At 71.0% G+C, this 12,075-nt stretch carries 8 protein-coding genes; 2 read left to right on the top strand and 6 right to left on the bottom strand.

The window, feature by feature from the left end; all coding sequences use genetic code 11:
- Positions 1-28: 28 nt before the first annotated feature.
- Entirely contained in the window at positions 29-844 is an 816-nt protein-coding gene (locus FNH08_RS31030; RefSeq protein ID WP_152774845.1) for an SAM-dependent methyltransferase, read from the bottom strand.
- A gap of 182 nt (positions 845-1,026) precedes the next feature.
- Positions 1,027-2,532 (bottom strand): acyl-CoA synthetase, encoded by a 1,506-nt coding sequence (locus FNH08_RS31025; RefSeq protein WP_152774846.1) that lies wholly within the window; start codon positions 2,530-2,532, stop codon positions 1,027-1,029.
- A gap of 205 nt (positions 2,533-2,737) precedes the next feature.
- Between FNH08_RS31025 and FNH08_RS31020 the strand changes: the two genes are divergently transcribed.
- The gene (locus FNH08_RS31020) at positions 2,738-5,149 is read left to right on the top strand and encodes a penicillin acylase family protein (protein WP_152774844.1); all 2,412 of its coding nucleotides are present in this window, start codon (positions 2,738-2,740) and stop codon (positions 5,147-5,149) included.
- A gap of 75 nt (positions 5,150-5,224) precedes the next feature.
- On the opposite strand, the gene FNH08_RS31015 is transcribed toward FNH08_RS31020, so the two are convergent.
- Positions 5,225-6,775 carry an acyl-CoA synthetase gene (locus tag FNH08_RS31015; RefSeq protein WP_322725811.1) on the bottom strand — a complete coding sequence of 517 codons (1,551 nt, stop codon included), beginning with the start codon at positions 6,773-6,775 and terminating at the stop codon, positions 5,225-5,227.
- Positions 6,772-7,899: an NAD(P)H-dependent flavin oxidoreductase gene (locus tag FNH08_RS31010; protein ID WP_152774843.1), complete on the bottom strand. Its 1,128-nt coding sequence runs from the start codon at positions 7,897-7,899 to the stop codon at positions 6,772-6,774. Before FNH08_RS31010 ends, FNH08_RS31015 begins: the two co-directional genes overlap by 4 nt.
- A gap of 261 nt (positions 7,900-8,160) precedes the next feature.
- Between FNH08_RS31010 and FNH08_RS31005 the strand changes: the two genes are divergently transcribed.
- Positions 8,161-9,945 carry a serine hydrolase gene (locus FNH08_RS31005; protein WP_194238673.1) on the top strand — a complete coding sequence of 595 codons (1,785 nt, stop codon included), beginning with the start codon at positions 8,161-8,163 and terminating at the stop codon, positions 9,943-9,945.
- Positions 9,946-9,970: 25 nt separating this feature from the next.
- Here the strand turns inward: FNH08_RS31005 and FNH08_RS31000 are convergent, their stop codons facing one another.
- Both FNH08_RS31000 and FNH08_RS30995 read right to left on the bottom strand, forming a co-directional pair.
- The gene (locus tag FNH08_RS31000) at positions 9,971-10,357 is read right to left on the bottom strand and encodes a hypothetical protein (RefSeq protein ID WP_152774841.1); all 387 of its coding nucleotides are present in this window, start codon (positions 10,355-10,357) and stop codon (positions 9,971-9,973) included.
- Positions 10,354-11,979, bottom strand: a complete 1,626-nt coding sequence (locus tag FNH08_RS30995) for a phytoene desaturase family protein (protein ID WP_152774840.1) — start codon at positions 11,977-11,979, stop codon at positions 10,354-10,356. Before FNH08_RS30995 ends, FNH08_RS31000 begins: the two co-directional genes overlap by 4 nt.
- Between the last annotated feature and the right edge of the window lie 96 nt (positions 11,980-12,075).

The following is a 12,075-nucleotide window of genomic DNA, read 5'->3' as shown; positions in this document are numbered from 1 at the left end:
GGGTAGGGGCGGCGGGGGCGGAATCGCGTCAGGGCTTGCGGCCCAGGCCCCCGTGTTGCCCGATCGGCACCGGCACGGGCCCGTCGGCCTCCGGTCGCCACAGCGGCACCGAGACGACACCGGGCTCCACCAGTTCCAGACCGTCGAAGAAGGCGGTGATCTGTTCCACGGGCCGCAGGTAGTACGGGACCGCGCCGGTCTCGTTGTAGGCGTCCTGGGCCTGTTCGTAGTCCGGGTCGGTACCCCGGGAACCCTCGTTGACGGACAGGTAGCTGCCGGACGGCAGGGCGTCCACGAGCCCGCTGACGATGGAGCGCGCCTTGTCGTAGTCACCGACGTGCCCCAGGATGCCGCTGAAGATCAGAGCGGTGGGCCGGGAGAGGTCCAGCGTCTCGGCGGCGGCCGCCAGGATGCGGTCCGGCTCGTACAGGCTGGCGTCCACGTACGCGGTCGCCCCCTCCGAGGTGGAGTGGAGCAGGGCACGGGCGTGCGCCAGGACCAGCGGGTCGTTGTCGACGTAGACGATCCGGGACTCGGGAGCGATCCGCTGGGCGACCTCGTGGGTGTTGTCCACGGTCGGCAGACCGGTCCCGACGTCCAGGAACTGCCGGATCCCCTCCTCCGCGACCAGGTGACGGATGCTGCGGCCGAGGAAGGCACGGCTGCTGCGGGCGATCGTCACGATGCCGGGGAAGACGGCGCTGTACGCGTCGCCGGCCTCCTCGTCCACGGGGTAGTTGTCCTTGCCGCCGAGCCAGTAGTTCCAGATCCTGGCCGAGTGCGGGACCGAGGTGTCGATCTTCCGTCTCGCCGTTGGTCCGGGCGTGGTCGCGTGGTCGGTCATGGGCTCCGTCTCCTCAGCCGAGGCATGAACTGTCACGGACAACCTGGAGGCCAAGGCCGGGCGCGCACACACCAGTTCGCGCTTCGAACGCTGGTTGTCTCGATGGGATCCTATGCCCCGGCGGCCCCACCTGCGCCCGAACACTCGCGCACGTGTGACCGGACGGGAGCGCGCGGCCGTCCTCAGGCCTCCGCGAACCGGTCCCGAAGCTCGCGCTTAAGGATCTTCCCGCTCGCGTTGCGCGGCAGTTCGTCCACGAACAGGACCGTCTTGGGCGCCTTGAAGCCGGCGAGCTTCTCGCGGGCGTGGGCCAGGAGGTCGTCCTCCGTCACCTCGCCGCGGGGGACGACCACGGCGGTCACCGCCTCGATCCACTTCGGGTCGGGCAGGCCGATCACCGCGACCTCGGCGACCTGCTCGTGCGTGTAGAGCACGTCCTCGACCTGACGCGAGGCGACCAGGACACCGCCGGAGTTGATGACGTCCTTCACCCGGTCGACGATCGTGAAGTACCCCTCGGCGTCCCGTACGGCGAGGTCTCCGGAGTGGAACCAGCCGTCACGGAAGGCACTGTCCGTCTCGTCCGGCTTCTCCCAGTAGCCCTCGCACAGTTGCGGCGACTGGTAGACGATCTCGCCCTGCTCCCCGTCGGGCGCGTCCTTGCCGGACTCGTCGACGACCCGCGCCTCGACGAACAGCACGGGCCGCCCGCAGGAGTCCATCCGCCCCTTGTGCTCGTACGGCCCGAGCACCATGGACAGCGGACCGATCTCGCTCTGCCCGAAGCAGTTGTAGAAGGCCAGCTTGGGCAGCCGCTCCTTCAGCCGCTCCAGGACGGGCACGGGCATGATCGACGCCCCGTAGTACGCCTTGCGCAGTCCGCTCAGGTCACGGGTGGCGAAGTCGGGGCGGTTGGACAGGCCGATCCACACGGTGGGCGGGGCGAACACGCTGTCGGCGCGGCCGGTCTCGATCATGTCGAAGAGCGTGTCGCCGTCGGGTGCGTCGAGGATGACGTTCTCGGCGCCCACCGCCAGGTACGGCAGCAGGAAGACGTGCAGCTGCGCCGAGTGATACAGCGGCAGCGCGTGCACGGGCCGGTCGCCCGCCTGGAGGTCGAGCGCGGCGATCGCGCTGAGGTACTCGTGCACGAGCGCCCGGTGCGTCATCATCGCGCCCTTGGGGAGCGCGGTGGTGCCCGAGGTGTACAGCAACTGCGTGAGGTTCTCGGCACGCGGCTCCTCCCCGTCGTACGGGGCGGCCGTGGCGAGACGGGCGAGCAGTGAGTCGTCGGTGTCGCGCAGCGCCAAGGTGCGGACGGAGTCGGGCAGTCGGTCCGCCAGGTGCGGGTCGGTGAGGACGAGTGCGCTGCCGGACTGGTCGAGGATGTACGTCAGGTCGTCGCCGGTCAGGTTGTGGTTGACGGGGACGTGGACCAGCCCGGCGCGGGCGCAGGCCAGGAAGGCGATCAGGTACGCGTCCGAGTTGTGGCCGTAGGCGCCGACGCGGTCCCCAGGGGCGAGTCCGGTGTCGCGCAGCACCTGGGCGGCGCGGGAGACGGCGTCCTCCAGCTCCGCGTACGTCCAGGACCGTTCGCCGTAGTGGACCGCGACGCGGGCGGGGGTCCGCCGGGAGCTGCGCCGCAGCACCCCGTCCACCGTCACGCTGCGACCGGCCGCCACCGTCATGCCCTGCTCCTTCGTCCCGCCTGCCTTGGCGTGATCCTCGTCGCGCCGTGCGAGCAGGGTCAAGCGCGCCGCGCACATGGCCTGAAGTGGCTCAACTTCGACTGGCGGCATCCGAGTCCACTTCAGGGAAGATCGCAGGCACCACCACTCGCAGGACCCACGGAAAGTTCAACCGTCCCTTTCCTCCACGATGTTGGGAGGCATCATGCGCACCCGTCTGAGACAGTTCCTCGTCTCGGCCGTCGCCCTCTTCACGGCCTCGGCCGTCCTGCCCTCGGCTGCCGCGGACCAGCCGGGACGCGGGCAGGGCCCGTCCCACGGCGGTCTGTCCGCCGCCATCCGGTACACCGAGTACGGCATACCGCACATCGTCGCGAAGGACTACGCGAACCTGGGCTTCGGCACCGGCTGGGCGCAGGCCGCCGACCAGGTGTGTGTGCTCGCCGACGGGTTCGTGACCGTGCGCGGCGAACGCTCCCGCTACTTCGGTGCCGACGCGGCACCCGACTTCTCCCTGTCCGACGCGACCAGGAACCTCACCAGCGACCTGTACTTCCGTGGGGTCCGGGACACGGGCACCGTGGAGCGGCTGCTCGCCGAGCCCGCGCCCCGCGGCCCGAGTCACCAGGTCAAGGAGCTGATGCGGGGCTGGGCTGCCGGGTACAACGCCTGGCTGAAGCAGAACCGGATCACCGACCCGGCGTGCCGGGACAGCGCCTGGGTGCGGCCGGTCACCGCGCTCGACGTGGCCCGGCGTTCGTACGCCCTCGCCGTGCTCGGCGGCCAGGGGCGGCTCGTGGACACCATCACCACCGCGCAACCGCCCACGGGCTCCACTGCCACCACCCGCGCCCCGGACGCGAAGGCCGCCGCCCGGGCCGCGCGCGAACTGTTCGCGGCGGACGTGGACATGGGGTCGAACGCGGTCGCGTTCCGTGGTGACACCACGGCGAACGGCCGCGGTCTGCTGCTGGGCAACCCGCACTATCCGTGGCAGGGCGGGCGCCGCTTCTGGCAGGCGCAGCAGACGATCCCCGGCGAGCTGAACGTCTCCGGCGGCGCGCTGCTCGGTTCGCCGATCACCCAGATAGGGTTCAACGCGCAGGTGGCGTGGAGCCACACCGTGGCGACCGGTGTTCCCATGAACCTCCATCAGCTGACGCTGGATCCGTCCGATCCGACTACGTATCTGGTGGACGGCGAACCGGAGCGAATGACGGAGCGGACCGTGACCGTCGAGGTGAAGGACGGCACCCCGGTGTCGCGCACCCAGTGGTGGACCCGCTACGGCCCGGTCGTCACCTCCCTCGGCAGCCAGCTGCCGCTGCCCTGGACGGCCACCACCGCGTACGCGGTGGGCGACCCCAACGCGGCGAACCTGCGCTTCACCGACACCTCACTGGGCTTCGCCAAGGCGCGGGGCACGGCAGACGTCCTGAAGTCCCTCGCCCGGCACCAGGGGCTGCCCTGGGTGAACACCATCGCCGCGGACTCCGCCGGGCACTCCCTCTTCACCCAGTCGCAGGTGCTTCCCCGCATCACCGACGACTTGGCGGCACGCTGCTCGACGGCGCTGGGCAAGGCCACCTATCCGGCGTCGGGTGTCGCGATCCTCGACGGCTCGCGCGGCGACTGTGCGCTCGGCAGCGACCCCGACGCCGTCCAGCCGGGGGTCTTCGGGCCGGCGAAGATGCCGACCCTCAAGGACGCGCCGTACGCGGAGAACTCCAACGACAGCGCGTGGCTGGCCAACGCGGACCAGCCGCTCACCGGGTACGAGCGGGTCTTCGGCACGGTCGGCACGCAGCGGTCGATGCGTACCCGCGGTGCCGTGGAGGATGTGGCGGCGATGGCCGAGAACGGCCGTCTCACCGTACGGGACCTGCAGCGGCAGCAGTTCGCCAACCGGGTGCCCGCCGCCGATCTGACCGCAGCCGACGTGGTACGGGCGTGTGCGGCGCTGCCGGGCGGTACGGCAACCGGCAGTGACGGCACCGCCGTTGACGTGTCCGAGACGTGCGGCGTACTGAAGACCTGGGACCGCACCATGAACACCGGCAGCCGGGGAGCACTGCTCTTCGACCGGTTCTGGCGGAAGCTGACGCAGGCGGTGCCCGCGGCCCAGCTGTGGAAGGTGCCGTTCTCGGCGGCGGACCCGGTGCGCACCCCGAACACGCCGAACACGGACGCGCCCGGTTTCGCCAGGGCCCTCGCCGACACGGTGGCGGAGCTGCGGGCGGCGGGCATCGCGTTGGACGCGAAGCTCGGCAGCCACCAGTTCGTCGTCCGCGGCGACGAGCGCATCCCCGTGTCCGGTGGTACGGAGTCCCTCGGCGTGTGGAACAAGATCGAGGGAAGGTGGAACGCGGCCGCCGGCGGCTACACGGAGGTCTCGACGGGCTCCAGTCACATCCAGGCGGTGGGCTGGGACGGCAGTCGCTGTCCGGTGGCGCGGACGCTCCTGACGTACTCCCAGTCGTCGAACCCGAACTCGCCGCACCACAGCGACCAGACGCGGCTGTTCTCCGGTGAGAAGTGGGTGACGTCGCGCTTCTGTGAGAAGGACATCCTGTCCTCGCCGAAGCTCAGGGTCGTCCGGGTGAGCGAACACCGCTGAGGCGTGTGACACGCGGGTGTGTGGTGCCGCCCCATGGGGCGGCACCACACACAGCACCATGACCTGGATACGGCCTCACACCGTCCGGGCCCGTCCCTCCCAGTACGGCTCGCGCAGTCGCCGTTTGTAGAGCTTGCCGTTGGGGTCGCGGGGCATCGCCTCGATGAAGTCGACGCTCTTGGGACGCTTGTAGCCGGCGAGCTGACGGGCGCAGTGGCTCAGGATCTCCTCGGCGAGCGTCGGGCCGGGCAGGAAGCCCGGGGCGGGCTCGACGACGGCCTTCACCTCCTCGCCCCAGTCGTCGTGCGGGATGCCGAAGGCGGCCGCGTCGGCGACGGCGGGGTGGGTGAGCAGCGCGGCCTCGATCTCGGCGGGGTAGATGTTGACGCCGCCGGAGATGATCAGGTCGATCTTGCGGTCGCGGAGGAAGAGGTAGCCGTCCTCGTCGACGTAGCCGAGGTCGCCGACGGTGAAGAAGTCGCCAATGCGGTTCTTCTTCGTCTTGGTCTCGTCCTTGTGGTACGAGAACCCGCCGGTGGTCATCTTCATGTAGACGGTGCCGAGTTCACCGGGCCGCAGCCGGTTGCCGTCGTCGTCGAAGACGGCGAGCTCGCTGATGGGCCAGGCCTTGCCGACGGTGCCGGGTTTCTTCAGCCAGTCCTCGGCGGTGGCGAAGGCGCCGCCTCCCTCGCTGGCCGCGTAGTACTCCTCGACGCTGTGCCCCCACCACTCGATCATGGCCCGCTTCACATGGTCCGGGCAGGGGGCGGCACCGTGGATGGCGTGCCGCATGGACGACACGTCGTACGCCTGCCTGGTGTCCTCCGGCAGGGCCAGGAGGCGGTGGAACTGTGTGGGGACCATATGGGTGTGCGTGCACTTCCGGTTGTCGATGAGGCGGAGCATCTCCTCGGGCGTCCACTTGTCCATCAGCACCAGCCGGTGCCCGATGTGCAGGGACGCGCCCGCGAACTGCAGGACCGCCGTGTGGTACAGCGGCGAGCACACCAGGTGCACGTTGTCGTCGTGCGGCTTGATGCCGAAGATGGCGAGGAAGCCTCCGAGGTACGACTCCTCGGGGAGCTTGCCGGGCAGCGGGCGCCGGATGCCGCGCGGGCGGCCGGTCGTGCCCGAGGTGTAATTCATGACCCAGCCGAGAGTGCGGTCGGCGGGCGCCGACTCCGGCTGTCCGTCGAGGAGTTCGCCGTACGGGCGGAAGCCCTCGACGTCGCCGACCGCGTACCGGTGGCTGTCGGGCAGCTTCGCTTCGTCGGCGGCGTGGCGTGCGGCCTCGGCGAACCGCTCGTGGGCGATCAGCACCTTGGCGCCCGAGTCGGAGACGATCCAGGCGATCTCGGGGCCCACGAGGTGGTGGTTGACGGGGACGAGGTAGAGCCCGGCCTGGGTGGCGGCCAGGAACGCGGTGAAGAACTCCACCCCGTTGGGGAGCACGACCGCGAAGGCGTCGCCGCGCTCCAGTCCGGCCGCGCGCAGCCCGTGGACGAGACGGTTGGCGGCCGCGTGGAGGCGTCCGGCGGTCCACTCCTCGCCGTCGGGGGCGATGAGGACCGGGCGGTCCGGGTCCGCGGTGGCCTGGGCCCAGAAGCCGTGGGGGGCTTGGCTCACTGTCCGTCACTCCTTCCGGCGATCCGGTTGATACGGTCGACGGCCTTCTCGAAGCCGCGCGTGAGGTCGTCGAAGACCTCCTGGACGCTGCGCTCGCTGTTCATCCGGCCGACGATCTGCCCGACTGGGGTGCCGAGGAGTGGCTCCACCTCGTACTTCTGGATGCGGGAGACGGCCTCGGCACAGAGCAGTCCCTGGAGCGGCATGGGGAGGGCGCCCGGTCCGTTCGGGTCGTCCCAGGCGTCGGTCCATTCGGTACGGAGCTGGCGTGCGGGCTTTCCGGTGAGCGCGCGGGAGCGGACGGTGTCGCCCGATCCGGCGGCGTGCAGCTTCTCGATCAGCCTGGGGGACGGGAGCTCGGCCTCGGTAGTGGTCAGCCATATGGAGCCCAGCCACACCCCTTGGGCGCCGAGAGCGAGGGCGGCCGCCACCTGCTGGCCGCTGCCGATGCCGCCCGCGGCGAGGACGGGCAGCGGGGCCACGGCGTCCACGGCTTCGGGGGTGAGCACCATGGAGGCGATCTCGCCGGTGTGGCCACCGGCCTCGTAGCCCTGGGCGACGACGATGTCGATGCCCGCCTCCGCGTGCTTGCGGGCGTGCCGGGCGCTGCCGGCGAGCGCGGCGACGAGTACGTCCTGCTCGTGGGCGCGGTCGATGACGTCGGCCGGCGGTGAGCCGAGCGCGTTGGCGAGCAGCTTGATCGGGTAGTCGAAGGCGACGTCGAGCTGGGTGCGGGCGACCTGTTCCATCCAGCCGGTGATGCGCCATCCGGAGGCCTCGCCCTCGGCGAGTTCGGGCACGCCGTACTTGGCGAGGGTGTCCTTGACGAACTGCCGGTGGCTGTCCGGGATCATGGCCTCGACGTCGGCCTCGGTCAGTGTTTGGTTGTTCGGGGCCTCGACCTTCTTGGCGGGCATCACGACGTCCAGGCCGTACGGCTTGCCGTCGACGTGGGCCTCGATCCAGTCGAGGTCGCGTTTGAGGTCGTCGGGGGCCGTGTAGCGGACCGCGCCGAGCACCCCGAAGCCACCGGCCCGGCTGATGGCCGCGGCGACGGCGGGGAACGGCGTGAAGCCGAAGACGGCGTGCTCGACTCCCAGTTTCTTGCTCAGCTCCGTCTGCATGGTGCGCAGGATGCCGTAGTCCTCCGGACGACGGAAGGGGTTTCTGATGAGCCGTCAGATTTTGTTGCTGTGGGTCGCCTGAGGGGGAGGGTTCTCGGGTCGGATTGGCGACTGCGGGTCTGGTGTGGCTGGTCGCGCCGTTCCCCGCGCCCCTTTAGGGGCGCGCTGGTGCTTGACATGGTTCACAGCGGGCCCAAGGGTTTCTTCCCGCAAGAGTCACCATGAAGTGCGATGTCACTCGGCGCGGCGGGAGGCCTCTCGATGACCGGAACGGCACGGGACGCGGCGGCTGGGCCGAGCCGTCGTCAGCTCGGTAGGCGTGTGCTGGCGGTCGGGGGCGCTCTGGTTGCCCTGCCCTTCCCCGCCGGGCCGGCAACCGCCTCGTCCACGGGAGGTCGGCATCCGACCCTCCGCCACGGCTCCCCCGAGCGAGCCGGACTCTTGCCCGCTCACCTGCGTCGGCTCGTCACCGACGCCGAGGCGTTCCTCGGTCCCTCCCCCAGGCACCCCTGGTACGCGGGCGCCGTGCTGCTCGCGGGACGCGGGGGTACCGTCGCGCTGCACGAGCCCATCGGCATGGCGGTGCGCTACTCGGCCTACGACGAGAAGACCGACACGGGTGTCGAGTTCCCGGCCGAGCGGCAGATCCCCATGGCCGAGGACACCGTGTTCGACCTCGCCTCGGTGTCGAAACTGTTCACCTCGCTGCTCGCCGTGCAGCAGATCGAGCGCGGCGCACTGGCGCTGGAGGCGACCGTCGCCTCGTACCTCCCGGAGTTCGGCGCCGCGGGCAAGCAGGACATGACGATCCGTCAACTTCTTACGCACACCTCGGGGTTCCGGGCGTGGCTCCCTCTCTACAAGGAGCCGACGTACGAGGGAAAGCTTCGGCTCATCTGGAACGAGGCACCGATCGACCCGCCGGGAACGAAGTACCTCTACTCGGACCTCAACCTGATCTCGCTGCAGCTCGTCCTGGAGGAGATCACCGGTCGCACTCTGGATGCCCTGCTCCGCAACGAGATCACCGCTCCGCTCGGGATGCACCGTACGCGCTACAACCCACCCGCCTCCTGGAAGCCGGAGATCGCCGCCACGGAGGACGCCCGCGCCCCCTGGTCCGGCCTCGACCGCGGACTGGTGTGGGGCGAGGTGCACGACGAGAACGCCTTCGCGTTCGGCGGCGTCGCGGGGCACGCGGGTGTCTTCTCCAGCGCGTGGGACCTGGCGGTCCTCGGCCGTACGCTGCTCAACGGCGGTGCGTACGGCAGGACGCGCATCCTGAGACCGGAGTCGGTCGACCTGATGTTCACCGACTTCAACACGGAGTTCCCCGGCGACGAGCACGGTCTCGGATTCGAGCTCTACCAGCACTGGTACATGGGCGCGATGGCCACCCCGCACACCGCCGGGCACACCGGCTTCACCGGTACCTCGCTCGTCCTGGACCCGACGACCGACTCCTTCCTCGTCGTCCTCGGCAACTCGGTGCATCCCGTACGGACCTGGCGCTCGGGCTCGGCGCCGCGCGTCGCCGCCGCCGACAACCTCGCGCGGGCCGTCCCCGTACGCCCCGCCCGCGGCCGCACGTCCTGGTTCTCCGGCATGGCGACCGCCACGACGGCCACCCTCACCCTGCCGCCCCTCGACACGAGCGGCGACGGCGCCCGGCTGCGGTGCGCCGTGTGGTGGGACACCGAGCCCCGGGCGGACGCCCTCTTCCTGGAGGCGTCCACGGACGGCGGCGACAGCTGGACGCCGGTCCCGTTCACGACCGTACGGCCGGGCGAGGCCCCACAGCGGCACTCGGACGGCTCGCTCACCGGCTGGTCGGGCCGGGTCTGGCACCGGCTCGCCGCGGACCTCCCCGGCTCGGCCGGGACCGTACTGCGCTGGCGCTGCGCGACCGACCGGCTGTATGTGGGCCGGGGCGTGTACGTCGACGGGCTGCGGGTCGAGAACGGGCGTGCCGTCGTCTTCGACGAGGCCCGGCCCGCGGACGCCGCCCGCGTCGAGCCCGCGGGCTGGACGGCGTCCGCCAACTGAGCCGCCCACGCGGTGCGTTGACCCGTTAGCGCTGTTCGATGGCGTTCAGGGTGAATGTCTCCAGTTCCTCCGCCGCCGCGCCCAGGTCGAGTTCCACGTGGTCGAGCCAGTGCGCGACCACCGCGTCGATGGCCCCCTCGACGGCCAGGGCCATGACACGAGCGTCGAACTCCCGGAAGTGACCGGTCCGCTGACCCACGGTCAGGAGGGTCGCCAGGTCCTCCCAGTTCTGGACCCACTGCTCGCCGAGGCGCACGCTGTTGGCCTGCTGGAAGGTGATCATCGCCCTGATGTACTCGCCGACGGCCGCGCGCGGGTCGGGGGCGGCCAGGACGCGTTCGGTGACGTACGTCCTCAGCCGTTCCGCCTGGCCGTAGTCGAAGGGTCTGCTGTCCTCGCTCCGGGACGTCATGGCCGTGGCTCCCGACCCGTCGCGGCGGCGTCCGCGTCTTCGAGCACCGCCATCGCCGCGTTGTGGCCGGGCACGCCGCTGACCCCGCCGCCGCGGACCGCGCCGGCGCCGCACAGCAGGATGTTCGGGTGCCGGGTCTCCACGCCCCAGCGGCCCGTGCCCTCTTCGGCGTACGGCCAGGAGAGCTCCCGGTGGAAGATGTTGCCGCCCGGCAGCCGCAGGCCGTGCTCCAGGTCGAGCGGGGTCTTGGCCTCGATGCACGGGCGGCCGTCGGCGTCGGAGGCCAGGCAGTCGGTGATCGGTTCCGCGAGGTGTGCGTCGAGCTGGGCGAGGGTCGACTTCAGCAGTTCCTCGCGGACGGCGTCGTTGTCGTGCGCGAAGAGCCGGGCGGGTGTGTGCAGGCCGAAGAGGGTGAGCGTCTGGAAGCCCCGTTCGACGAGGCCGGGGCCGAGGATGGTGGGGTCGGTGAGCGAGTGGCAGTAGATCTCCGAGGGCGGGGCCCCGGGCAGCGCCCCGGCCGCCGCCTGGGCGTACGCGGCCGCCAGTTGCTCGTAGCCCTCGGCGATGTGGAAGGTCCCGGCGAACGCCTCGCGCGGGTCGACGGAGCTGTCGCGCAGCGCGGGCAGCCGGGTGAGCAGCATGTTCACCTTGAGCTGGGCGCCCTCGGCGGGGGTGGGCGGTTCGTCACCGGTGAGGGCGGCCAGTTCCTGTGGGGAGGCGTTCACCAGGACGTGGCGGGCGCCGACCGTGCCCTCGCCTTCCGCCGTGCGGTACGTGATCTCGGCGGACCGCCCGTCGGTCTCGATCCGCAGTACCTCGTGCCCCGTGGCGAGCACGGCGCCCGCGTTCCTGGCGGCCGTGGCCAGCGCGTCGGTGAGGGCGCCCATGCCGCCGACCGGTACGTCCCAGGCGCCCGTTCCGCCGCCGATCACGTGGTAGAGGAAGCAGCGGTTCTGGGGCAGCGAGGGGTCGTGGGCGTCGGCGAAGGTGCCGATCAGGGCGTCGGTGAGGACGACGCCGCGGACCAGGTCGTCGGTGAAGCGCTCCTCGACGGCCACGCCTATCGGTTCCTCGAAGAGCGTCCGCCAGGCGTCCTCGTCGTCGACGCGGGCGCGCAGTGCCTCGCGGGTGGGCAGCGGTTCCGTGAGGGTGGGGAAGACGCGCTGGGCGACGCGGCCCGTCATGTCGTAGAAGCGCTGCCAGGACTCGTACTCGCGGTCCGAGCCGGTCAGCCGTGCGAACGCCTCCCGTGTGCGTCGCTCGCCACCGCCGACGAGGAGTCCGGTGGGGCGTCCGTCGCGCTCCACGGGCGTGTACGAGGAGATCGTGCGCCCTCGGACTCGGAAGTCCAGGTCGAGGTCACGGACGATCTTGCGGGGCAGCAGGCTGACCAGGTACGAGTAGCGCGACAGCCGCGCGTCGATTCCGGCGAACGGGCGTGTGGACACGGCGGCGCCACCGGTGTTTCCCAGCCGTTCCAGCACGAGCACCGACTGGCCGGCGCGGGCGAGGTAGGCGGCGGCGACCAGGCCGTTGTGGCCGCCGCCGACGATCACGGCGTCGTAGGGCCGGGTTCCCTTGCGGGTGGATCCCTCGTGCGCGGGTCCCTCATGTACTGGCATGGCTCTTGGTAACACGTGGTGATCCGGGTCGGCCAGGGGAGTGGGGCAGGTGGCTCACTGCGCGTCAGCAGGAGATCGCCCCCGCCGCCCCTACGC

The sequence above is a fragment of the Streptomyces spongiae genome (genome assembly GCF_009377185.1).
In the GTDB taxonomy this organism is placed as follows: domain Bacteria; phylum Actinomycetota; class Actinomycetes; order Streptomycetales; family Streptomycetaceae; genus Streptomyces; species Streptomyces spongiae.
This window is presented reverse-complemented; position numbering and strand designations above follow the sequence as displayed.